The 23,803-nt window shown below is 60.1% G+C and carries 21 protein-coding genes; 4 read left to right on the forward strand and 17 right to left on the reverse strand.

The genetic code is table 11. The annotated features are described in order from the left end of the window. Positions 1-74: 74 nt before the first annotated feature. The 5 genes from HD598_RS09345 to HD598_RS09365 all read right to left on the reverse strand — a co-directional run bounded on the left by HD598_RS09345 (position 75) and on the right by HD598_RS09365 (position 5,376). Entirely contained in the window at positions 75-824 is a 750-nt protein-coding gene (locus HD598_RS09345) for a MerR family transcriptional regulator (RefSeq protein WP_183665428.1), read from the reverse strand. Positions 825-879: 55 nt separating this feature from the next. Beyond that, positions 880-1,491 carry a DNA-3-methyladenine glycosylase I gene (locus tag HD598_RS09350; RefSeq protein ID WP_183665430.1) on the reverse strand — a complete coding sequence of 204 codons (612 nt, stop codon included), beginning with the start codon at positions 1,489-1,491 and terminating at the stop codon, positions 880-882. Further along, on the reverse strand, positions 1,469-2,335 hold the full coding sequence (locus HD598_RS09355) for an alpha-ketoglutarate-dependent dioxygenase AlkB family protein (protein WP_183665432.1): 867 nt from the start codon (positions 2,333-2,335) through the stop codon (positions 1,469-1,471). Before HD598_RS09355 ends, HD598_RS09350 begins: the two co-directional genes overlap by 23 nt. A 17-nt stretch (positions 2,336-2,352) precedes the next feature. Further along, positions 2,353-3,810: an AI-2E family transporter gene (locus HD598_RS09360; RefSeq protein WP_311539010.1), complete on the reverse strand. Its 1,458-nt coding sequence runs from the start codon at positions 3,808-3,810 to the stop codon at positions 2,353-2,355. 162 nt (positions 3,811-3,972) lie between these two features. Beyond that, positions 3,973-5,376: an NAD-dependent succinate-semialdehyde dehydrogenase gene (locus HD598_RS09365; protein WP_183665434.1), complete on the reverse strand. Its 1,404-nt coding sequence runs from the start codon at positions 5,374-5,376 to the stop codon at positions 3,973-3,975. Positions 5,377-5,540: 164 nt separating this feature from the next. Here HD598_RS09365 and HD598_RS09370 point away from each other — a divergent pair, with 164 nt between their 5' ends. Both HD598_RS09370 and HD598_RS09375 read left to right on the forward strand, forming a co-directional pair. Then, a complete protein-coding gene (locus HD598_RS09370) occupies positions 5,541-6,197 on the forward strand; it encodes an NAD(P)-dependent oxidoreductase (protein ID WP_183665436.1) in 657 nt (218 codons plus the stop codon). 304 nt (positions 6,198-6,501) lie between these two features. Continuing rightward, on the forward strand, positions 6,502-7,278 hold the full coding sequence (locus HD598_RS09375; RefSeq protein WP_183665438.1) for an alpha/beta fold hydrolase: 777 nt from the start codon (positions 6,502-6,504) through the stop codon (positions 7,276-7,278). A gap of 514 nt (positions 7,279-7,792) precedes the next feature. Here the strand turns inward: HD598_RS09375 and HD598_RS09380 are convergent. The 4 genes from HD598_RS09380 to HD598_RS09395 form a co-directional block, all read right to left on the reverse strand. Beyond that, on the reverse strand, positions 7,793-9,100 hold the full coding sequence (locus tag HD598_RS09380) for an acyl-CoA dehydrogenase family protein (RefSeq protein ID WP_183665440.1): 1,308 nt from the start codon (positions 9,098-9,100) through the stop codon (positions 7,793-7,795). A gap of 120 nt (positions 9,101-9,220) precedes the next feature. Beyond that, positions 9,221-9,907 (reverse strand): TetR/AcrR family transcriptional regulator, encoded by a 687-nt coding sequence (locus HD598_RS09385; protein WP_071894761.1) that lies wholly within the window; start codon positions 9,905-9,907, stop codon positions 9,221-9,223. A gap of 1 nt (position 9,908) precedes the next feature. Then, the gene (locus tag HD598_RS09390; RefSeq protein WP_311539011.1) at positions 9,909-11,474 is read right to left on the reverse strand and encodes a DHA2 family efflux MFS transporter permease subunit; all 1,566 of its coding nucleotides are present in this window, start codon (positions 11,472-11,474) and stop codon (positions 9,909-9,911) included. Between the two features lie 29 nt (positions 11,475-11,503). Further along, positions 11,504-12,481 carry a PhzF family phenazine biosynthesis protein gene (locus tag HD598_RS09395; RefSeq protein ID WP_071894763.1) on the reverse strand — a complete coding sequence of 326 codons (978 nt, stop codon included), beginning with the start codon at positions 12,479-12,481 and terminating at the stop codon, positions 11,504-11,506. Positions 12,482-12,604: 123 nt separating this feature from the next. Here HD598_RS09395 and HD598_RS09400 point away from each other — a divergent pair, with 123 nt between their 5' ends. Next, entirely contained in the window at positions 12,605-13,681 is a 1,077-nt protein-coding gene (locus tag HD598_RS09400) for a mechanosensitive ion channel family protein (RefSeq protein WP_183665442.1), read from the forward strand. Positions 13,682-13,742: 61 nt separating this feature from the next. Here HD598_RS09400 and HD598_RS09405 read toward each other — a convergent pair whose 3' ends face one another. The 8 genes from HD598_RS09405 to HD598_RS09440 all read right to left on the reverse strand — a co-directional run bounded on the left by HD598_RS09405 (position 13,743) and on the right by HD598_RS09440 (position 21,591). Further along, positions 13,743-14,501 carry an iron ABC transporter ATP-binding protein gene (locus tag HD598_RS09405; RefSeq protein WP_071894764.1) on the reverse strand — a complete coding sequence of 253 codons (759 nt, stop codon included), beginning with the start codon at positions 14,499-14,501 and terminating at the stop codon, positions 13,743-13,745. 13 nt (positions 14,502-14,514) lie between these two features. Continuing rightward, positions 14,515-15,546: an iron chelate uptake ABC transporter family permease subunit gene (locus HD598_RS09410; protein ID WP_232318008.1), complete on the reverse strand. Its 1,032-nt coding sequence runs from the start codon at positions 15,544-15,546 to the stop codon at positions 14,515-14,517. Next, positions 15,539-16,627 carry an ABC transporter permease gene (locus HD598_RS09415; protein WP_183665444.1) on the reverse strand — a complete coding sequence of 363 codons (1,089 nt, stop codon included), beginning with the start codon at positions 16,625-16,627 and terminating at the stop codon, positions 15,539-15,541. Before HD598_RS09415 ends, HD598_RS09410 begins: the two co-directional genes overlap by 8 nt. A gap of 4 nt (positions 16,628-16,631) precedes the next feature. After that, the gene (locus tag HD598_RS09420; RefSeq protein WP_183665446.1) at positions 16,632-17,630 is read right to left on the reverse strand and encodes a siderophore ABC transporter substrate-binding protein; all 999 of its coding nucleotides are present in this window, start codon (positions 17,628-17,630) and stop codon (positions 16,632-16,634) included. Positions 17,631-17,860: 230 nt separating this feature from the next. Next, the gene (locus tag HD598_RS09425; RefSeq protein WP_071894766.1) at positions 17,861-18,655 is read right to left on the reverse strand and encodes an SDR family NAD(P)-dependent oxidoreductase; all 795 of its coding nucleotides are present in this window, start codon (positions 18,653-18,655) and stop codon (positions 17,861-17,863) included. A 9-nt stretch (positions 18,656-18,664) separates the two neighbouring features. Further along, positions 18,665-19,471 (reverse strand): MBL fold metallo-hydrolase, encoded by an 807-nt coding sequence (locus HD598_RS09430; RefSeq protein ID WP_183665448.1) that lies wholly within the window; start codon positions 19,469-19,471, stop codon positions 18,665-18,667. Between the two features lie 154 nt (positions 19,472-19,625). Further along, positions 19,626-20,813: a metallophosphoesterase family protein gene (locus tag HD598_RS09435; RefSeq protein ID WP_183665450.1), complete on the reverse strand. Its 1,188-nt coding sequence runs from the start codon at positions 20,811-20,813 to the stop codon at positions 19,626-19,628. A 331-nt stretch (positions 20,814-21,144) separates the two neighbouring features. Further along, on the reverse strand, positions 21,145-21,591 hold the full coding sequence (locus HD598_RS09440; protein WP_311539012.1) for a MarR family winged helix-turn-helix transcriptional regulator: 447 nt from the start codon (positions 21,589-21,591) through the stop codon (positions 21,145-21,147). 172 nt (positions 21,592-21,763) lie between these two features. Here HD598_RS09440 and HD598_RS09445 point away from each other — a divergent pair, with 172 nt between their 5' ends. Then, on the forward strand, positions 21,764-23,542 hold the full coding sequence (locus HD598_RS09445) for an ABC transporter ATP-binding protein (RefSeq protein ID WP_183665452.1): 1,779 nt from the start codon (positions 21,764-21,766) through the stop codon (positions 23,540-23,542). The last annotated feature ends 261 nt before the right edge of the window (positions 23,543-23,803 follow it).

The raw sequence follows: 23,803 nt of genomic DNA on the forward strand, positions 1-23,803 counted from the left end.
GATCCGCCCTCTCAGCCCATCACGCGGCGATGGACCATTGTTGTGTCTACACGTTCTCCCAGCCTACTGAACCCCTACCTCGGTAGCTCACGATCCGCGTAGACAGTCAACGCATCCCGCACGTACTCGGCGCGGCCGTGATAGTTTGCCGCGAAGCGCGGGTCTGCCACATACATTTCGGCAAGTCCCACCACGTACGGCTGGGCGGGCTTGGTGAAGACCGCTAACCAGGCCACATGCCGTGCAGCTACGGCCTGAGCGGACTCGGCGTCCGGCTCGATTCCTGCTTCGGCAAGCCGCTGATACTCGAGGGCGATGTCCACGTGATCTTGCTGGTGGGCATTCCGCTGTTCCTTGGAAAGAGCGTTCCACCGTCGCTGCGACGACGCGTAGGCGTCCTTTCCCCAGCGGGCTTCCACTTCTTCTTGGTAGACGGAGTTATCGAATCCATCAAAATTGTCCGCGTTCATGGCGGTTTGTCCTTTCGTCAACTGATCAATGGTGAGTTGAACACTGCGCCTTTGCCGTTGTACTTGCGCTTGAAGCTCGCCTAGTTCGCGCACTCGGGATTCGAGCGCGCTCACGAGGTCGTCTTCGCCTGCCCGGATGGTCTTGATGCGTTCCAATGACAAACCCAGGCTTCGAAGCGCCAGCACATTGAGGAGCGCGGCGAGGGCTGCGTCGTCGTAATAGCGCATCCCATTGGCACCCAACCGCGCCGGAAGCACTAATCCCAGCTCGTGATAGTGCCGCAGGGTACGGCTAGTGGTGCCGGAGATGCGGGCGAGCTCTTGGATGCTCCATTCGCGGTTTTCGGTGTTCATACGTTCAGTGAATCGGTTGACGTTGCGTCAATGTCAAGAGACAGTACGACGACGCCTACTCGCCCCAGATTCCAGAGGTTCCGCGACGATGGCTCCCCACCACGTGGTTATCGATGATGCCGATGGCTTCCATGAGCGCATACATGGTGGTGGGGCCGACGAAGGAGAAACCCTTTTTCTTCAATGCCTTGGCGAGCGCCTTCGATTCCTCGCTGACTGTTGCCACCTCGGACATGGACAGCGGACGAGGCGTCACTTCAGGCTTAAAGCTCCACACGAGCTGGGGGAGTCCGCCTTCCTGCCGGAGTGCTTGCGTGGCGCGAGCGTTGTTGATGGCGGCGTTGATCTTGGCGCGCTGGCGAATGATTCCGGCGTTCTGCAAGAGCTCCTCCACCTTGTCTTCTCCGAAGCTAGCCACGGTGTCCACCTCGAAATTGTGGAAAGCTTCGCGGAAGTTCTCGCGCTTGCGAAGGACAGTGGCCCAGGACAGGCCCACCTGGAAGCCCTCCAGAACAATGCGCTCGTACACGCCCTGTTCGTCCGTGACGGGCATGCCCCATTCTTCGTCGTAGTACTGGCGCATCAGGGGGTCAGAAGCGGCCCAGAGCGGGCGTGCTTTGCCGTCTTCGCCGATGATCAGTCCGCTATCTGTCCTGGTGAGGGTCATGAGTGGCTCCAATGTTTCGTAGCGTGATGTTGATGCGACCAACCGCTAGATCACAATGCTTGGGAGAAGTGTTGGGGATGATCTTCACGACGCCGTGATAGGCGTAGCGGGAAGGCCCTCCGAAGACGAAGAGGTCTCCGGAATTGAGCTGCACATCCTGGTAAGGGCGGTTTCGGCTTTCGGTATTTCCAAAACGAAACGTACAAGAATCCCCGAGCGAAAAGGAGACCACCGGGTCATTTGTGGATTCTTCCTTGTCCTGATGCATTCCCATCTTGGCTGTGGGTGAATAGTAATTGAGCAACGCAGAGTCGGCGACGAAGCGATTATCCTCCCGGGTGTACCAGCGGGCGCTCGCAGACGCCGGATACTCGGCGAACGCATCAGCAGCCGCCTTAGTGCCCACCTCAATGAGCCACTCGGGCATCGGCAACACCGGCGCCCCGTTGACATCACTCGCGATACGCGAATACGCGTAGTTCTGCCAGTGCCACCCCAAGCTCACGGACTGCACGCTCATGGGCTTGCCGTAAATGAGGGGTCGTCGCGGAGGAACCGGACCGGCCGCCCACTGCCGGAACTTGTTCACGAGGTAGCGCTGTTGCTCCGGGGTGAGCCAGTTCCGCAACAGCACGGCGCCGGTCGCAATCACCTGGCGTTGCGGCTCGCTTGTCTCGCCGCTCTGCGTATTTCCGCCCTGCGCGTCTCCGACCTGCAGGGGATCGCCACCGTCAACCAACGATCCCGCTGACCCCGCTGATCCCTTCGCGGCACCAGCGGGGTAAACGTCGTCAGGAAGTTCGAACAGTTCAGGTGTAATGAACTCTTCGTCGTGCTGTTCCATCACGTGCCTCTAGCGCTCTAGTCGCTGGAGGAAGAGGAATCAGATGAGGACGAGCTATCGCTAGAGGAGGAGCTAGAGCTCGATGATGAACTGTCCGTCGATGAAGAGTAATCCGAAGAGTCCGTGGTGCCCGTTGACCCGTCGCGATCAGAATGGTGTCCGGAGTTTCCATCCGAATCGTGGCCTGAGCGGCGGTATTCCGATGACTGGTTGGTGTCGCTCACATCAGTGACGGAGGTTGACTGGCGACCCTTCACAGCCTTGATGGAGGCTTGCGTTTCCTCCGCTTTCTGCTTCACGACGGATTCCTCGTCACGGCCAGACCAAATCTTGATGATGGCCCAGACGACGGCGGTCAGCGGCACCGCGATCACCGCGCCTACCAGCCCACCCAAGACGGTGCCGGCAGTCAATGCCACCAAGATGATAAGCGGGTGCAGGCTGAGCGCATTGCCCATCACGACCGGCTGGAGGAAGTTGCCTTCGAGCTGCTGAATGGCGATCACGGCGATCAGCACAATGAGTGCCACCATGGGACCGTTAGCCACCAGTGCCACCAAAATGGCGAGGACGCCAGCGATGGTTGCGCCCACCATGGGGATGAAGGCGCCGAGGAACACAATCACGCCGAGCGGGATGGCGAGCGGAACCTGAAGAATCATCAAGGCGATCGCGATGCCGATTGCATCCACCGCAGCCACCGTGGCGGTGCCGCGAATGTAGCCACCAAAAACCTCAACGGACTTCAGGCCGGAGCGGTGCCAGCGACCGCGAACGCGGGCTGGGATCCAGGACAGCACGAACTCCCAGATACGGTCTCCATCCTTGAGGAAGAAGAACAGAATCACCAAGAAGAGCGCCAAACCGGTGACGAACGTGCCGGCCGCGGACAATCCGCTCAAAGCGCCCGCACCAAACTGAGCGCTCAAGAAGAAGTCTTTAACGGAATTGAACGCGCTATCGATCTGCTCTTGAGGAATTTCAATGGGCAGTTGAGAGACGAGGTTCTGAAGCTCTTGGAACCCGGCGGTTCCCTTCTCCACCAGTTCAGGCCACTCTGCGCGAACCGAATAGAACAAGGCCGTGCCGATTCCTCCCAGGATCAGCAGCGCACCCAAGAACACCGTCCACGCGGCAAGCATCGAGTTCATGACCCGGCGGCACAAAGCAACCAATGGCCACAAAGCACACGCGATGATCAGGCCGATCAACGACGGCAACACCACCAACGTGAGGTTCAAGAGAGCCATCACCACGCCGGCGCTCATCACTACAATGATGAGCAGCTGAAGTGCGCGGGTTGAGATGCGCCCCATCGGGTCAGCCCACATGCCAGCAATGCGATCTTGCTTAGTCGGTGCGAACTGATTGATTGCATCAGTCGGCGTAGATACGGTGAAGGCGGTAGCCCCGGAGCGATCGTCCCGTCCGGAAACCTTCTGGCTTCGAGGACGTCCCCACAACTTAAATGCCACGAGTTCTTCTCTCCCTCATCCCATCAGCAAATTCTTCACGTCAAAACACAGCAAAGCCCAAGCTGCTTAGGATTCGATCCTACGCGGCTTGGGCTTACTGTGTAGTCACCTGAGAGGGCCGCTGGCGATCATCCCGAAAGATCATCACCGGCGAACCACCAGTTACTCGGCCACGTACAAGAGACGCTTGTTGACGAATTCTTCCATGCCCAGCGGGCCTAGTTCACGGCCGTAACCGGAACGCTTGACGCCACCAAACGGCATCTCGGCGGACTCCGCAGAAGCAGCGTTGACGTTGGTCATACCGGTTTCGAGCTGCTCGGCGATCTTGCGAGCGCGCTCCTCATCCGTAGAGAACACGGCTCCACCCAAGCCATAGACGGAATCGTTGGCGAGAGCGAGAGCCTCCTCGTCCGAAGACACCTTGTACACGGCTGCAATAGGTCCAAAGAGTTCTTCGGAGTACGCGCGCATTTCCTTGGTGATGCCGGTCAGCACGGTGGGCTCGAAGTACGCGCTCGGTCCGTCGTGCAACTTGCCGCCAGCCAGAACCGTGGCACCCTTATCCACTGCGTCCTTGAGCTGCTCCGCCAATCCTTCGGCGGCCTTGCGGGAGGACATCGGCGCGAAAGTGCCGTCCTTCTCTTCCATCGGATCGCCCGGAACCAGACCGGAAGCCAGCTTGGACAGCTCGCCCACGAACTCGTCGTAGATATCCTCCATAACGATCATGCGCTTATTCGAGTTGCAGGCCTGGCCAGTGTTCTCGATGCGTACTTCCCAGGCAGCGGCAGCCGCGGCAGCGACGTCGTCGGAATCCAAAACTACATACGGGTCAGAGCCGCCCAGCTCCAACACAACCTTCTTCAAATTGCGGCCCGCGATCTCGGCGACCTTAGCGCCAGCGCGCTCAGAACCGGTCAGCGAGACGCCCTGAATGCGAGGGTCAGCGATGATGTCCGCGATCTGATCGTGGCTCGCGAAAACATTCACGTACGCGCCCTTAGGCAGGCCAGCGTCTTCCATGATCTGCTGAATGGCCAGCGCCGAGGTGGCACACGATTCAGCGTGCTTGAGCACAATCGTGTTGCCCAGCATCAGGTTAGGGGCTGCGAAACGAGCCACCTGGTAGTACGGGTAGTTCCACGGCATGATGCCCAACAGTGCGCCTACGGGACGCTTCTGAATGATGGCCTTGCCACCGCTGAAGGACTTGATCTCCTGATCCGCGGCCAGCGTTGGGCCCTCGGTGGCGAAGTAGTTGAAGATATCCGTGCAGAACTCGGCTTCACCCTTGGACTGGGAGAGCGGTTTGCCCATCTCGGTGGTGATGATGGCGGCGAGTTCGTCTGCGCGCTCAGTGAACAGCTCGGCAATGCGAGCCACGATCTTGGCGCGCTCCTCGATAGGCACCTCGCGCCATTCCTTGTAAGCGCTATCGGCGGCAGCAAGGGCATCCTGCACTTCCTGATCCGTGGCCGTTGGATATTCTTTGACGACCTCCCCCGTGGCAGGGTTGATGACGGTGTAGAAAAGGTCCTGAGCTGCGCTCTTGTTGGCGGACACAAGTACTCCCTTTGTAGCAATTGGTGCATTCCTGCACTCGCGCACATCCGGGTAAAACACCGAAGCTGTGAGCGCGATTACAGTCCCCTCAAGCCTATGCGAAAAAAGCTCCCGGCGCGCTCACTCCTAGCTCTCGTACAGTTCCCAGAACTAGGCTGGAGAGCATGAAGGTGACAATTATCGGTGGACACGGAAAGATCGCCCTGTTGGCGGCCCCACTCTTGGTCGAATCAGGCCACGAAGTGCAATCAATTATTCGCAACCCCGATCACGCGGAAGAAGTAAGCGCGACCGGTGCGAGCGTCGTCGTACTAAATATTGAAGAAGCTACGACGACGGAGCTTGCGGAAGTACTCCGCGGCCAGGACGCTGTGGTGTGGTCCGCGGGTGCCGGCGGCGGCAATCCCGACCGCACGTACGCGGTAGACCGCGACGCAGCGATACGTTCTATGAATGCCGCGCGCGACGCCCAAGTTTCGCGCTACGTCACGGTGAGTTTCTCGCGAGCGAGCACGGAATACCTCGTCAACCAGGACGATCCGTTCTACCCGTATATGGTCGCGAAGATCGCCGCGGACGATCACTTGCGCGCTTCTGAACTCGACTGGACCGTCCTGGGTCCCGGCGCGCTCACGCTCGAAGAGCCTACGGGCCGAGTGGAACCGGATTTCGTGGCGGAGTCAGGATCGCAGACCTCGCGCGGCAACGTAGCGCACGCGATTGTTGAAGCGCTGAACGAGCCGCGGACCATCGGTCACACGCTGAATTTCCGCGATGGCGAGACGCCTCTGCAGGAGTGGTTCTCAAGCCTCGGCGAATAGCCGAAAAAAGGATGTGCGCCGGTCCAGAAAATGGAGGCGATAGGGATCTGGAACCGGCGCGTGAAACTATTGTCCATCATTTTGCGATGATTGGTCGACTCCGCACGGTTCATGACTCGCCCACGGCAGCCTTTTGCGTTAAATGGAGCGCCGGCCGGAGGAGATTCAGGGGGATCTTCCAACCAGCCGGCGCTTTCATCATCACTCGCACCTTTTGAGGTACTTCTAGCTTAAGAACCGAACCTTGTAATTGGCTGGATACTAGTTATGAGTGTGGTGAGAGTGCAGCGGTACCATGGCTGATGTGTCTGACGTAGCCAATCCCACTGATGGAACCACAATCCGGTACGACGTCGCAGGGTCCGGTCCCGCCGTCATCCTGCTACACGGATCCGCTCTTTCACGCGTGATCTGGAGGGGCTTGGGCTATGTGAAAGGCCTGTCCGACTACCGCACCATCCGCATTGACCTTCGCGGTCACGGGCGCTCCGGGAAACCGCACGACCAGTCCGCCTATGTGATGGAACGATTCGTCGAGGATGTCCTCACCGTCATGGACGCGGAATCCGTGGAGTCCGCCTCGATCATGGGGTACTCGCTGGGCGGTCGACTGGCTTTTGCGTTGGCCGAAGCAGCGCCCCTGCGCGTGGATTCTTTGATCAGCTTGGGCGGAAGCCCGCGAAAGCAAGAAGGCCAATACGAGCGCGTGTTCTTCCCGGGCTACTTGGAAGCCCTCAAGAACGAAGACATTGAAGCGTTCGCGGACGGAACCGGCGTAGACCCGGCAACTCGGGCCGCCTTCGTGGCGAACGACCCGCTAGCACTCGCAGCACTCTTCGAATACACCGAGTCCCACGACGTGGGGGTGTCCAATGACGCATTGGCGCACTTGACCATGCCAGCACTCTTGATGGCGGGCACTCGCGATGAACCGCGTTTCTCCGAAGCTCGCGAAGCCGCCACCATCATGCCGAACGCCGAGTTCGTGGCACTCGAAGGTCGCACTCACGGGCAGACGCTCTTCCCGAACCAGGAGATCCTGGACGCGGTGCTCCCGTTCTTGGAGCGTCTCGGGAAGTAGCACGTCCGCCTTCCGATGAGCGTTCTCAATCTAAACGTAGCTGGAGTTGAGGGATCGTAGGTTCAGAGACTACGATCCCTCAACTCCAGCTACGAGTGACCGATTTCCCAAGTCCAAGGACGAGAATCGGCGCAACAATGGGTACGTTTTGAGGCCGGTTAACGGGCGTTCTTATTTCACATGTAGCTGGGGTTGCGTACATGCTGTCTCTGCGCCGACGATAACGCAACACCAGCTACGAGTGCTCCGTGGTGAGTCTCGGGTTGCGACGTTGGGCGCAACAATCGGTACGCGTGAAGTGGTGTCTCGCCGGCCGTCTGGACTGAGCGGCGACCTTGAGCGCAACAATCAGTACATGGCGGGAGAAGCCGAGCGCCCAGCATGCTGGCAGACGCAACAATCGCTGCGAGTGATACGACGCCTGATAAGAGCAGGCACTCGCGACGCTCGAGCGGACGGACTGTTGGAAAAGCCGCTCGAGCTATCGCGTGGCGGAGGTTGCGCGTGGTGGAGGTTACGCGAACGCGGAGAAGCCCGTGATGTCGCGGCCGATGATGAGGGCCTGAACGGTCTCGGTGCCTTCGTACGTGTGGATGGCCTCGATGTCCGCGAAGTGACGCGCGGCGCGGTTGGCAATGAGGATGCCGTTTCCGCCCATGAGGTCACGCGCGTTCTGCGCGATAGAGCGAGCGTTGCGCGTGCAGGTGAACTTGGCCAAGGACGCCTGAGCGCCAGTGAGCTGCCCGGTTTCTTCAAGCTGAGTCATCTGCCATGCAATGAGCTGAGCTGCAACGAGCTCCGACTGCATGCGCGTCAGGCGCTCTTGAACAATCTGGTGCGCTGCCAGCGGCTTGCCGAACTGGGTGCGCTGCTTCGCGTAGCGAACCGCGGTCTCATAGAGCGCGGTGGCGTGACCTACTGCGCTCCACGCAACACCCAGACGGGTGGCGAAGAGGACGGCGGCAGTGTCTTTGAAGCTGCGAGCGTTTGGCAACACCATCGAGTCGGGAACGAACACGTTGTCCATGCGGATGTGAGCCTGCCAGATGGCGCGAAGGCTCAGCTTGCCGGTGATGGTGGTGGCCTTGTAGCCCTCGGACTTCTGGTCCACGATGAACCCGCGAACCTTGCCTTCTTCGTCGCGTGCCCAGACCACGGAGACGGCGTCGTGTCCGGACTGTGCCATGGAGCCGTTGCCGATCCACTTCTTTTCACCGCTGATGAGGTAGCCGCCCTCGGTGCGCACTGCGCGCGTTTCGAGGCCCACAGAGTCGGAGCCGTGGGTGGGTTCGGTCAAGGCGAAGGCGCCTAAGAGCGTGCCGTTAGCCATGGCCGGAACGATGTCTCGGTGCTGCTCTTCGGAGCCACACATGACCACGGAGCGCAAAGCGAGTCCGCCCTGAACGCCCAAGATGGTTCCTACGGAACCGTCGAAGCGACTCAGTTCCATATTCACAAGAGCTGCCGCGGAGCGAGACTGCTTTGGGTGCCCGGCAAGATCCAGGCCGTCACGCAGGAGGTCTGCTTCGCCGAGCTTCACGGCGAGGTCCACCGGGTAGTCCGCGTTGGACCAGGCTTCGTCGATCACGGGGCGAACATGGTTCCAGCCGAACTCGCGAGCACGCGCCCAGTATTCGCGGTCTTCCGCGGAAACATTGGCAAAGATGCCGGCCGGATCCGTGTTGACGTCCATGGTGGCGGAGGGATCGCGAGGATCGGCGAAGGTTCCCCAGAGGTCGTATTCGGGCTCCGTCACGCCGTGCGGGAAAGTGTCCTCGCTGGAGTCGTCAAGTGGTGCGTCGAGGGTGTGGTCCAGTGACATGGAAGCTCCTGAAAGGTCAGCTTTGGAGGTGCAACAGCACGCCCCACAATTGGCTTAACTATCGCTGACACTGCGTTTCATGTCAAGGTACTCAGTTCCACGTCGATCCCCGCAGGACCATCAATCCCGAGCGTCGAAAGCAAGCGCCGCGCGAACCTTCTCAAGCACATCCTCAGCGGTAAACAATCGCTGATCAGAAAGTTCAGCAGGTTCAGAAGCCTCACTTCCCGCGGCCTCAGGAAGGAACCGACGCAAGACACCATCCACCGCAACCCGCAGTTCCGCTTGATGCACCGCGGAAAAGTCACGCAACCAACGGCGGAAGTGATCGTTATGAACCGCAACCACAGCGGCGGCGAAAGCTACGGACGTGACCCGAGCTGCGGCGTCGTGCTCCTTCTTTGACGTATCCAAGAAGGTCCGGAACACGCGCTCAAAACGGTGCGTGCTCACCAGCTCGCGGTCCTTGAGCTCCGGGACTTCGCGCACCAGGTGGAAGCGGAGGGCCGCGGTTTCGCGATCCGCGGTGAAGCGGTCAAAGACGGAGAGTACGACGTCGCGCACTATCGGAAGGCGGTCGGCAAGCGTTGCGTTGGGGTCAATCTGGGAGAGACGTTCGGTTGCGTGCTTGACGATAGCTTCCTGATCCGAGAAAACCACCGCTTCCTTGGTGCCGTAGCGACGGAAAAACGTGGATCGGCTCATGCCGAGCGCCGCCGCGAGCTCGTCCACGCTCGTGGCATGGAAACCCTGATGCGCCAGCAGCTCGAGGGCGGGAAGGACGGGTGAGGACGTGGACTCGGTCATCTTATTCAGGCGTGTTCTGTGCGGCGGTGTGGGCAGGAGGGGAATCGATGCGCTTCTTAAAGAACAAGCACACTACGGCGCCCAGCAATCCGGCAATACCCGGAACCAACAAAGATTGGCCCAGTCCGGCGCTGAAGGCTCCGTGCAAGAACTCGGGAACGGCCTGACCCATGCTTCCCTCGGAGAAACCGCCGCTCACGGCAGCCGAGGCGCCCGCGGTAGTGTTCGCGACTTCTTGAGCGATGCGCGCCTCCATCGCCGAAGCGATCAGCGCCGAACCCAAGACTGCGCCCAGTTGGCGCGTGGTGTTGTAGATACCGGAACCCGCGCCCGCGTTGGACTGGCCAAGGTCGCGAGTAGCGGTCATGGAAACCGTCGGGAACACGGCCGCCGAGCCAATGCCCATGAGAGCCGAGAGGATCAGCAGAATCCACAGCGGCGTATCGGCGCGCAAGATGAGCCCGTACGCGCAAATCGCACCGCCGAACAGCAAGAAGCCAGGCACGGCGAAGACGCGCGCGTCCACCTTGTTGGACACCTTGCCCACCAGCGGGGCCATGATGAGGGACATGACCGCCATAGGGGCGATCATGAACGCCGACTGCGTGGGGGTCAGGCCGCGCACGGACTGTAAGTACAGCATGATGGGGAACGCGAAGGCCGTGATGGCCACGCCCATGAGCGCAATGGCGCCGTTGGCGAAGGAGAAGTTCCAGTCCGTGAAGAGCTTCAACGGAAGCAACGGCTCCGCTTTATTGAAGCGCTGCCACAGGATGAACGCAATAAAGATGACCACTCCGCAGATGATCAACCCGGGGACGGAGACCCATTCGTTGATGGCGCCCCAGTTGTAGGTGTTGCCTTCTTGGATGCCAAAGACAATGAGGAACATCGCGATGCCGGAGAGCGCTACGCCCAGCCAATCGAAGCTGTGGCTGTGCACTTCAAAGCGCGGCACCTTCGCCATGACGCGCCAGATGCAGATCAGTCCCACAGGCACGTTGACGAAGAAGACCCATTCCCAGCCCATGGTGTCCACCAGGAATCCGCCGGCCAACGGACCAACGAGGGTGGCGATACCGGCCACGGCGCCCCAGAGGCCCATGGCTGCGCCGCGACGATGCGGCGGGAAAAGACGCGTAATAACGGTCATGGATTGCGGCATCATCAAGGAAGCGCCAAGGCCCTGGAAAACACGAGCCACAATGAGCGTCTCGATGTTCGGGGCGAGCCCACACCACAGACTCGTGAGGGTGAAGACCACCACACCGATCAAGAAGATGTTCTTGGGACCAAAACGGTCACCCAGCCTGCCAGTTATCAGCAGTGGCACGGCGATGGCCAGCAAGTACGCGCTGTTTACCCACACCACATCCGTGATGGACGCGTTCAGGCCGCGCATGATCGCGGGCATGGCGGTGGAAACAATCGTGGAGTCCACGAGGATGATGAAGAACCCAATCACCATCGCGAAGAGCGCACCCCACGCGATCTTGAGTTGTTGAGCTTCCTGTTCAGGAGTCACTGGTTGACCGGCGTGCTGGTGGGGTGGGTTCGTCGAAGACACCTCGATAGCGTACCGCGGGCAGTGCAGCTTTAGACGGTGACGGATCCTTGAATGAGGGTTCGGCAGTCGCCCGCAACCCACACGCCGTCGTCCTCGGCGGAAATCCCGATCATGCCTGCTCGGCCAATGCGCGTGCCTTGACGCACCACGAACTTGCTTGAGGCGAGGCCGGCGTACGTGAGCCACACGCCAAAGCCCGCGTTGAGCGAACCCGTCGCGGGGTCCTCGGGCTGACCTTCGCCGGACACGAAAGCGCGAACCTCGAAGTCCGCAGGTGCGGTGGCGATTTCAGAGTCAAAGACGAGTTCGTCGGGGGCGGCTTCGAGCGGTTCAAGCTCAGCGCGGGCGCCCTTCTTGCGCGGCTTCGCGTGAGCCTTGCGCTTGGTCAGAGCGTCCGCTTCCGTGGCGGGAAGATGCGGGCCGATCACGCCGACCTCGAGTCCTTCAAGGTCCTTGTAATCCGGTTCGATCGCTAGAACATCCTCGGCGCTGCGCAACATGAGGCCAGCCCACTGCGGCCCGTTCGCGATCCATTGGTGCGCCACCACGGCCTCCGGCTGAATGCCGAGCGCGCCGATGGCCCATTCCAGAACGTCATCCTCGAGCGGTCCCGTGCGCAAGAGCTCCGGCGCGCGGAAGGCGAGGTTGGTGACGTCGCTTTCTTGCGAGTTGATGCGTACATCGATGAGTCCGCGCTGGCATTCCACCTTGACCTTGCCGGTGGCTTTGGGAACGTTGCCGGCCTTGAGCCACGCGTGGACGGCTCCGAGGATGGGGTGGCCAGCGAAGGAGAGTTCGGTGCTGACCGTGAAAATTCGGACCTTCACGTCTGCAGCCGGATTGGTTGCCGGCTCCAGAAAAGAGGTCTCTGACAGGTTGGTCCATTGCGCGTACAACTGCATGGCCTCGGTGCTGAGGCCCTGTGAGTCCAAGAGCACGGCCAACGGATTTCCGCGGAGAGCCTCCGGGCTGAAAACGTCGACCTGTTGAAAGCTTCGTGCTGTCATGGCTTCATCGTGGCATAAGGGATGAGTTGGAGTTCACTGTAAGTCAGTGCGTGACATGCGTTTTACTGGATTTTTTGAGTATTTGGGAGCGTGCGCCCAGTCAGATGTGGAAACCTTGGTGCTATGCCATTCACGCAGATCGATACGCCAACGTTGCAAGACGTGCCCGCGGACTTCCGGCCGTGGCTCGCCACACTGATTGCTCTGGTGCTCGCCACGGTTCTGACGCTTGTGCTGCGTCAGGTCTTCAACCGGGTGTACCGCGATGACGAGGGGATGCGGAACGCGATTGGTAAGGCGCGGCTTCCGTTTTTCTTGACGGTGACGTTGGCCGGTGCCGCAATTAGTACGACGACGCTTGTCTCGCCTTCCGAGCTACCTTTCACTGTGAGCTTCTTACTCTGGGCAGCCCTTGTGGTGTCCCTCGCGTGGCTCTTGGTGGTGGTGCTGTCCTTGGTGGAGGCAACCCTGTTAGCCAAGTACGAGAAGGATCATCTGAATGAGGTGAGCCGCTTCTCGCGGATGAAGACTCAGGTCACGCTCATTCGCCGCGTCATTACGGCGGTGGTGTTGTTGATTGCCGTGGCCGCGATTCTGTTGTTGATTCCGCAGGTGCGTGCGGTGGGTGCTGGTCTTTTGGCCTCCGCCGGTTTGGTGTCGGTGATCGCTGGTCTGGCGGTGCAGGGGACGCTGAGCAATGTGTTTGCCGGTCTTCAAATCGCGTTCACCGAGGCAGTCCGGGTCGATGACACGGTGGTAGTTGAAGCGCAGCAGGGTGTCATCGAGGACATCACGCTCACCTATGTGGTGGTGCGGACAGCCGATGGTCGTCGGATCATTTTGCCTTCCACCTACTTCACCACCACGCCCTTCGAGAACTGGTCCCGCGGCACCGCGGAGCTCAACGGCAACATTGTGTTGGACCTGAACTGGACGGCGCCCGTGGACGAGATCCGACGCCGCGTGACGCAGCTCTTAGAATCCACTGACTTGTGGGACGGCCGCACCAACTCCGTGCAGGTCACGGATGCCATTGGCGGCATGCTCAAGCTGACCATTGTGGTGTCTGCTCGAAACTCGGGGGACTTGTGGGAGCTCAAGAACTTTATTCGTGAGCGCGTGACCAAGGAGCTTCAGCAGAATTTCCCGGAGGCGCTGCCACGACCGGCCGCGTACCCGCCGTCCGCGCCTGCTAAGTAGGGAGAAGCCCAGCTAAGCAGGGCAAAGCCGAGGAAAGTAGGGGGCTGCCCGGTCCGGGTCGCTACCGGAAGTAGAGGCCCAATCGGTAGCCGTCGATTTCTTCGACGCGGATATCGATGTCATAGATGTCTTTGAGCACGTCCGGCTGCATGATCTCCAACGGCGTGCCCTGGTGCACTAGAGCACCGTCCTTCATGGCCACGATGGTGTCTGCGTAGGCGGAAGCGAAGTTGATGTCATGTAGCACTACCACCACGGTCTTTCCGTGGTCGTTGGCGAGGGAGCGGATGAGCCGCATCATCTCTACCGAGTGCTTCATGTCCAGATTGTTCAGTGGCTCATCGAGCAACAGGTACTGCGTGTCCTGCGCTAGCACCATGGCAATGAATGCGCGCTGGCGCTGACCGCCGGAGAGCTCATCCACGTACTTGTCCGCGAAGGACAAGATATCCAGTTGCTCCATGGCTGCCTCGACCGCCTCAAGATCAACCACGGTGGGGCGTCCGCCAGAGTGCGGGAAACGGCCAAAAGCCACGAGGTCGCGAACGCTCAAACGCATGGTCAAGTGGTTCTCTTGGCGCAGGATGGCGAGGGTTTTCGCGGTCTCCGAGGAGGGCGTAGTGGCGATGTCCAACCCACCCACGGAGATGGATCCGGAGTCCATGTTTTCAAGCCGGGACATAAGCGCCAAGAGCGTGGATTTTCCCGCGCCGTTTGGCCCGATCAACGCGGTCACGCCGCCTTCGGGAAGCGTGGTGGTGACATCCTTGACCACTTGGTGGGCGCCGAATGACTTCGAGACGGCATCGATCACGATCACTGGAGGAAACCTTTCACTTGAGCGAACCCTTCAAGAGCAGCGCGATGAACAAGATGCCGCCGACGAACTCAATCACGATGCTCAGCGCGGTCGAGAAACCAAAGATGTTCTCGAGGAGGAACTGGCCGCCCACGAGCGCGATGATGCCCAGCAAGCACACAATCGGCAAGAGCCACACGTGCTTGTAGGAGCGGCAAATGATGTAGCCGAGGGACACCACCAGGAGCCCGAAGAACGTCACTGGTCCCACGAGCGCGGTGGACGCGGCCACCAGCACGGTGCAAATCACCAGCACGCGAGTCACCACGGAGCGGTGGTTCACGCCGAGGCTAATGCAGGTATCACGGCCCAAAGAGACTACGTCCAGCGTGCTTTTCATGCGCCACGCGAAGAATGAAGCCACCGCCACCACGACCCCGGCGAGCCCCAGCACGCCGGGGTCCACTTGGTTGAAGCTCGCGAAGAACAGGTCTTGCAAGATGATGTACTCGCTAGGTTCCATGAGCCGTTGCAAGAGCGCGGAGACGCCGCGGAACAGCGTGGCAAAAACAATGCCAATCAAGAGCATCAAGTGCAAGGATCGGTTTCCGCCAGTGAAAAGCCACCGGTAGAGCAGGCCCGCGAAGACCACCATGAGCACCATTTCGATCACAAACTTGAACGACTCCGGCACCGTCACCCACGCCGTGCCGCCGAGCGTAAACACCAGCACCGTCTGCAACAGGACATACAGCGCGTCAAAGCCCATGATGGACGGCGTCAAAATCTTGTTGTTCGTAACGGTCTGAAACAGCAGCGTCGACACCCCAACGGCCACGGCCGCAAGCACCATCGCGGACACCTTGATGGCGCGGCGCGGAACGATGTACCCGAGATTTCCCTTGAGATCAAAGGTCATAAACAGTACGACGGCGCCAATCGCCACGAGCGATAAAACTACCGTCAGTGCCGCGGGAGTGAGCTTAAAGCGGGGGATGCGCTGCGTCGTCGTACTGGAAGAAATCGCGGCAGCGGACTGTGGGTGAGCGGGGGCGGTTTTAGGCACGCGGGCGGGACGCTTCCTTGCGCTGGGAACGCAACAAGAGGATCAGGAAAAGGGCCGCGCCGAGAACGGACATGATCATGCCGACGGGGACCTCGTAGGGGAAACGAATGGTGCGACTGAGGATGTCGCAGACCAGGACCAGGCCCGCGCCAGTCACGGCAGTCAGCGGGGCCGAGCGGCGCAGGTTATCACCGAAGAAGAGTGAAACGAGCTGCGGAACCACCAAGCCCAAGAACGGAAGCGCACCCACCGTGGTGACCACGATTGCGGAGATCAGCGCCACGATGGTCATGCCCAAGCGCATGATCGCCTTGTAGTTCATGCCGAGATTGGTGGTGAAATCCGCGCCCATGCCGGCCACAGTGAAGCGGTCGGCGGCGATGTAGCCGATGGCCGTGACCGCCGCGACGATCCACAGGAGTTCGTAGCGGCCGCGAATGACGCCGGAAAAATCACCGATCATCCAGGTGTTCAGCGTCTGGAGCAGGTCATAACGGTAAGCGAAGAACGTGGTGATGGATCCGATCACGCCGCCCAGCATGATGCCCACCAGCGGAACTAGCAACGTGTTGCGGCTGGGGAGGCGGTTGATGATCGTCAAGAAAAGCCACGTGCCGGCGACGGCGAAAAGGGACGCGATTCCCATCTTCGCGAAAAGTGCGGCCGATGGGAATGCGATGGTCGCGACGAGGATGCCCATGGTGGCGGACTCGACCGTGCCCACCATGGACGGCTCCACAAACTTGTTGCGGGCCATCAGCTGCATGATCAAACCGGCAACCGCCACAGCCATTCCAGCAAGAATGACGGCGGCGGTGCGGGGGAGACGGGAGATCCAGAAGATCTCCCACGCGGCGGGATCGCCGGAAAGAAGAGCCGGGAGGCTCACATCCGTCACTCCCACAAACATGCTCACAACCGCGAGCAGCGTCACCACGGCCACGCCGAGCAGGAGGGCGCGGCGGGTTCGACGGCTTTCAGCTGCATACGTGCTGACAGCGTTGCTGCTCGTGGAGCGAGCCTTCGCGCTGAACGAGCTCCGGTGAAGGGTGTCTGTGGAAGTGACGGCTGGAGATGCCATGGACTTAGAGGGCCTTGGCGACTTCGTCGATCATGCTCAGGGTGTTGTTCAAGCCGTAGCCCACGATGTACCAGTTGGTGGCGTCGAGCTGAATGATCTTGTCATTCTTCGCGGCGTCCGTGGACTTCACGAGCTCGTTGTCCAGGACTGCGTTTGCGGCGCCGGTAGCGGTGCCAACAGCGGCGTCACGGTCAATGACGAAGAGGATCTCCGGGTTCTTTTCCTTGATGTATTCGAAGGAAATAGCCTCACCGTGAGCGCCATCAACCTTGACGTCAGCGGCGACAGGGAACTTCAGGATGTCGTGAACAATGCCGAAGCGACTAGCTGCACCGTAGGCGGTGAGTTCGCCGGCGGAGCTCATAACGATCAACGACTTGCCGGCCTCTGGGGCCTTGGCGGAAACTTCTTCGATCTTCGCGTCGATGTCAGCCAGCTTGGACTTAACTTCGTCACCCTTGTTGAAGATGTCGCCGACGATTTCGGCGTTCTTCTCGAACGAGTTCAGAGCGTCATTCTGGTCCACCGTGAGGTCAATGGTGGGAGCGATCTTGCTGAGCTCCTCGTAGGAACCGGCGGTGCGGCCGCTGATGATGATCAGGTCCGGGGCGCCTTCGGAGATGGCCTCGAAGTCTGGTTCCTTCATGTTGCCGATCTTGTCAACGCTCTCGTATTCCTTGAGCGACGCCGGGAAAACGGCTTCAGGAACGCCGGCGGCCTTCACGTCGAGGGCTTCCATGGTGTCCAGAACTCCGAGGTCAAAGACGTAGACGTTCTCAGGGTTCACGGGAACTTCGGTGCTGCCCTGGGCGTGCTCAACGGTGATGGTGCCCGAGGTGGCGGACGTGCTGGATGAGACCGAGCTGTCGCCGGAAGCGTTGGAGGAGGAAGCTGGAGCGGAGGCGCCGCAAGCAGTCAGCGCAAGAAGTGCAACGGTTGCGGTGACTGCGGAGAAGGAGAAACGCTTCGCGGCAAGGCCTGAGCGAGTGCGAGTGGAAGTCATGGAAGGCTCCGATCGTAACGGTAGGGTCGGTTGCCCCGTCACGCTTCCACTAATTAGGAAATGAATTTGTGAGCTATTTGAGCAACAAGATTCACGGTATAGGTAAGCCTTACCTCACGGCAAATCATTGTGACGCGACGCGCGTAATTTAAGCAATGTTTTTGTGCGCTATTTGATCGTGGAGTATGCGGGTGCTGTGAACAGCGTTCCTGCTCTACCGGGTTCCTGCTCTACCGCCCGCGACGGGCGAACTTCTCCACTAAAGAATCAGGAGCAATGCGTGCGAGAGCTGCAGCCGCGCGGTATTTCGAGGACGGAATGCTCACGGCGGCCCCCGCGTTCGAGGCAGTAAGACCTTCGCGCACCACTTGTTCCGTGTTGAGCCAGGACCACTCGGGGATGTTCGTGGTGTCCATTTTCATGCGCTCGTGGAACTCGGTCTTCACAAAACCGGGGCACAACGCCAAGACATGCACGCCGCGATCTTTGTAAAAAACATTGGCCCAGCGCGAGAAATTCACCATGAGGGCTTTCGCAGCCGAGTATGTACCGCGAGGAGTGAACGCGGCCACGGACGCCACATTGATGATGCGTCCTCCACCAGCTTCGGCCATCGCGTTGATCGCAGCGTGCGCCAATCGCAAAGGGATTTCGGTGTGGATCCGCAAGTGAGCCAGCTCGTCCGCCCACGAATTGTCCGCAAAATTGCCGCTCAAACCGTAACCAGCATTATTAATCAGCATCGAAACCGGCCGAGACGGATCTTCAAGGCGCTCGACAACCCGAGCCGCGCCGTCGTCCGTTAAAAGATCCGCAGGCAACGTCTCCACGTCAACCGCGTACCGCGTCCGCAGCTCGTTCGCCGCCACCTCGAGGCGCTCCGCATTACGGGCGACCAGCACCAGGGAATGCCCGCTCGCGGCGAGCTGCTGCGCAAACTCCGCGCCCAATCCAGCTGTGGCGCCCGTGATGAGGGCGGTGTAGGCGGGCGTTTCGAAGCGAGCGGAGCGGGGGTTTTCGGCCATACACCGATGTTATCTAGATTGCTCCGTGAGGTAGTGCAATTGCGCCTCCACCGAGGACCGCGCGGCACGCTTCAGGTGCTCCGGGGTGCTTCGGTAGACCGAATTGGTAACTACATCGAGGGCTTGCGGGTCTGTGGCATCCACGCCCAGTCGTTCGAGCGCGCCCGTGATCTGCGCGAGTCGATCCGCGCGATGATCCTGATAAAACCGCACCACACTACCGAGTTGCGCGCCCGCCGGGCCGTGGCCAGGAAGGAGCGTGGCATGCGGCAGGGCTGCGAGGCGATCCAGTGAGCCGAGGTAGCTGGAGAGGGAGCCATCCGGAAAATCGAGGATGGTGGTGCCTTCGCCCAAAATAGTGTCGCCGGTGAAGACCTTGGCGCGCGTGCGATCCGCGAAATCCAGGATGAAACACACCGAATCCGAGGTGTGACCGGGCGTGTGGATGACCTTGATCTCGGTATCGCTGGTCGCGATGACCTCGCCATCTTGCAAGGTAGCGGCCTCGCGGCAATATTCCTTCAGGAAAGCCCTCACGGGTACGCCGGTGCGGGTGTGGAGGTTGTCGATGGACTCGGTGTGATCCGCGTGGCGATGTGTAATCAGTACTTGATCTATGCGTCCCAAGTCCGTGATCTGGTCTAGATGCTCAGGAATGGCCGGGCCCGGATCAACAATGGTCCAGCTAGCGCCTTGATTCCCACTGAATGCGTACGTGTTGGTTCCCGTGAGCGTCATGGGACCGGGATTGGGTGCTCGCAAGAGCTTGACGGTGGCCATTGTGGGGGCCGCCGTGCGGAAGGGTGCTTCGCTCATCCATTCACTATAGCGATGTACGTCACATTCGGGGGAGGGTGTGCAAAAGCCCGCGGCTACCTTTTGGTGGGGCTCGTGGTGAGGCGCCTAGTGGAGCGCTCGGGGAGCTCTTGCCGGAGGTAACGCGCGGGCTGTTGCTACAGAGGTTACTGAATTACTTGACGTAGCTCGGGAACGCGACCTGGGTCGTCAGACGCTGGTCGCCGTTGGTGGTGTCCACGCCCAAGTCCTTCGCGAAGACCGTGCGAGTGCCTGCGTAAACGGTGGCCACGGACTCGTCGAGCTCGAAGACGCGAGCGCCGCGCAAGCGGTGGTTCTCCACGCCGCCCAAACCGTAAGTGCCGTATCCGGTGCCAGGGCCGTAGCCGAGTTCGATGCCGAAGTAGTCACCCTTGTAGGTGTTGATGTGGTCGTGGCCGCAGTACATGCCGCGCACGTCGCCGCGCTCTTGAGCGGCCGCGTAGATGCCGGAGTTGAACGCGCCCGTGTAGACCTCTTCGTGCTTTTCGCCCTCAATCGAGTGCTTGACCTTGGCAGTTGCCACGCCTGCCTCGTCAGAGGAGAACTGCTGGCCGAACCACATGTGGTGGTGCTCGAACGTAGGGATGTGGAAGAACATCAACGACTGAATCTTCTTGCCGAACTTCCGCTCAGTGGCTTCGGATGCTTCCGTGTACCACTGGATCTGGTTGGGGCGGATCCAGTCGTAGCCCATGAGGCCGTCGAAGTTCTGGCCGCCGAGGGTGTCTGGGGCGTAGCGGTTTGAGTCGAGGAGCCAGATGCCGAAGGCGGCGGTGTTTTTGGATGCGCTGCGGATCAACAGCTGCGCGTTGCAGTGGCCGTAAACGCCCTTGACTGGGGAGGGGTTGAGGTTGTGCTTGTACTGCTGCAAGAACGCGACGATCTCTTCTTCACGCATGCCGGTCTGGTTGGAGAGCGAGTCTTCGTCGTGGTTTCCGAAGGTCACGGCCCACTTGATACCGCGCGATTCCATAGGCATGACAACGTTGTTGTACGCCTCCTTGACCTCTTTCGCGGTGCGCGGCGAGCCGTTGATGACGTCGCCGTTGATGAGGGCGAAGCCTGGCTTCTCGGTGTCGAGCACCTTTTCCATGAGTTCGATGGTGCGGCGGTCCGTGAGGCGTCCGTCTTGCGTGTCATTGAACTGCACGATCTTGAACTTGCCGTCTGCGTTGAAGGCGAGCGGCATGTTCTTTGGCGCGGTGCCCTTTGCCGTGGTTACGGTTGCGTTCGCGCCCGGCGCCATCGCCAATACGCCAGCGGCGGCTGCAATGCCGGTGCCGGCGAGGACGCCGCGTCGGCCTACAAGATTCTTCGACATGATTCTCCTCCTCGAAAGTGGCAATCAGGGGTGTCGATTGCCGTCTTGCTTCGAGCGTAGGAATCCTCCGTGAATACTTCGGAAATGGGGTTCAAAATCCCGGGGCTGCCGGATGAACGTCCGGTTGCGCTCCGGTAAAGGCATTAAGTACGACGACGCAGCTCACCTTGATTGCCGCAGGTTCGGGTGATATTCGGTGAGGATTTTGAGCGGATGTTCGGTGAGGTGTGACTTTGGTCGCTGAATTGGGTGGTTCTTAGCTGTTGTGCGTGAATTCGAGTTCGTCAGGTCTTGACAGTTTCCGGCACCCTCCGGTGTTGCCGGTTGCCCGTCAGCTGTTGTGCGTCAACTTGCGCAGGATGCTGGAGAGTTGCTCTTTTTCTTCCGCGTTGAGGTCTGAGAAGAACTCGTCCGATTGTTCTCTACGGATAGCGCTGACTTCGTCGATGAGCTTTTTGCCTTCGGCGGTGATGTTCAGGAGAATCGCGCGGCGGTCCGTGGGGTCCGGCTGGCGTGTAATCAGGTTCTTGGCTTCGAGCTGATCGACGACGTCCGTGGCGGATCGGGGAGTGATGCGCAGGGAATCGGCAACATCTCGAAGTCGGGGGCAGCCCTCTTCGTGGCGGGACACCATGGAAAGTGTGCGCCACTGATGGGGCGTGAGATCAAAAGGTGCCAGGCTCTCAGTCCATCCGCGACGCAAGTTTCGGAAAGTGGCATGCATGAGTTCCCCGAGTACGGGCTCGTCATGGCGTGAGGTGTGGATGAGGTCTTGCACTCTTTAATTGTACCCGTTTGCGCCGTTGCCACAATGTGCGGTAACCTCATTATGTTGTAAACGCATGGAGTTGTGTGCCGCTCAGGAAAAGGAGCTGGTTTTTCACCGAACCAATCCTGATTGAATCTGGCTCGTCTAACTCATGCGAAGCACTATGAGGGGGAGGTCCCCTATGGAACAAAATCTTGAATCTCCACGCGGCGGCTCGGGACCGGGGCGCATTAAGCCGGCTGACCGCAATCAAATCACTCGGTACCCCGTACCTTTCTCGCGCGTCGTGTCCTTGTTCGCGCCACATAAGGCGAGCATCGTCGTCGTCATGGTGCTGATCACGCTGTCCTCAGCCATCTCGCTCGCACAGCCCTTCTTGGTCCGTGGCGTCATCGATGACGCGTTGCCCCAGCAAAACGTGCCGCTCCTTGTGGGCTTGACCGTTTCCATGGTGGCAATTGCGGCAGTGACAAGCATTCTTGGCGTGCTACAGACCTGGCGCGCCACCGTGATGGGCCAGCGCGTGATGCACTCGCTGCGCACCAAACTCTTCAAACACATGCAGAAGCAATCCTTGGGATTCTTCACGCGTGCTCGTGGTGGCGACGTGCAAAGCCGCCTCATCAATGACATCGCGGGCATGCAATCGGTGGTCACCACCACGGCTACCGGTATCGCCTCCAATGTCACCACTGCGGTGGGAACTGCGATCGCCATGGTGGCGCTATCGCCCGCGCTCTCGTTGTTGTCGCTGATCGTGTTGCCGCCTGCCATTCTTCTGTCTCGCAAGGTGGCCCTGCTTCGCCGGGATATCACCGAGGAGCGGCAAATTGAGGTTTCCGCCCTGCACGCGCAGGTTGAGGAAAGCCTTTCCGTCTCGGGTGCTCGTCTCTCTAAAACTTTGGGCACGGCTCCTCGCGATGCTGAGAAGTTTGAACAGCGTTCCGAACGACTCGTAGGCCTGGAAGTGCGCTCGCAGCTCGCCGGCCGCTGGCGCATGGCCACCATGAGCATCGTGTTCGCGGCCATTCCCGCGGCCATCTACTTGGTGGCAGGACTACCCGTGACCCGCGACGGCATGACTATTGGTACGTTGGTGGCCTTTACCGGCCTGCAGGCCGCCATCTTCCGGCCCATCATGGGACTCCTAAATGTTGGTGTTCAGTGGGTGAGCGCCATGGCGTTCTTCTCCCGCATCTTCGAATACCTTGACCTCACCCCAGAGGTTCCGGAACCAGTCAAACCCGTTGCGCTTGATCCGGCGAACGCTCGTGGCGAGGTTCGTTTCGAGAACGTCACCTTCGCGTACGCCGGGTCCGAGCCCACCTTGCGCGGCATCGACTTGATCCTCGCTCAGGGCACCACCACTGCCGTGGTGGGAGCTACCGGTTCAGGTAAGTCCACGTTGGGATCCTTGGTGCCTCGACTGAATGACGTCACTGAGGGACGAGTGCTCATCGATGACGTTGATGTTCGTGACCTGTCCTCGCAAAACCTGTCTCAGCTCGTCGGCGTTGTCTCCCAAGAGACCTACCTACTGCACACCTCTATTAGGGAGAACCTCTTGCTCGCAAAGCCAGGTGCTTCCGAGCTTGAACTGTGGGAGGCGCTCTCTGCCGCTCGCGTGGCCGAAACTGTCGAAGCGCTTCCGGACGGACTCGACACCGTGGTCGGTGCACGTGGACACCGCTTCTCAGGCGGAGAGCAGCAGCGAATTGCGATTGCTCGCACGCTCTTGCGAAACCCACCGATCCTGGTTCTGGATGAAGCAACGTCTGCTTTGGATAACTCCACGGAGGCTGAAGTTCAGGCGGCCATCGATCACTTGGCTGTCGGCCGAACCACGCTGACCATCGCGCACCGACTCTCCACCATCCAGAATGCCGACCTCGTGGTGCGGCTCGACGAAGGGCAAATCGTCCAGCGCGGAAAGCCTCAGGACGTACTTGCAAGGGTCTAGGGACGTACTTGCAAGGGTCTAGGTGCGCGGGTGATCCTGAGTCTGTGAGTCTGTGAGTCTGTGAGTCTGTGAGTCTGTGAGTCTGTAACTCCGGTTGCTCCGGTGGTTCGGTGGTCCGAGACTCCAGTTGCCCCGCGACTTCGGTTGTCCCGATGGCCAGTGCTCCGGTTGCCCAGTGCTCTGGTTGCCCAGTGACGCCGGTTGCCTCGTGACCTCGCTGCTCCGGTTGTGACTTGAACGCACCGGCACCCCTTGACTGCA

Source organism: Neomicrococcus aestuarii (assembly GCF_014201135.1).
Taxonomy (GTDB): domain Bacteria; phylum Actinomycetota; class Actinomycetes; order Actinomycetales; family Micrococcaceae; genus Neomicrococcus; species Neomicrococcus aestuarii.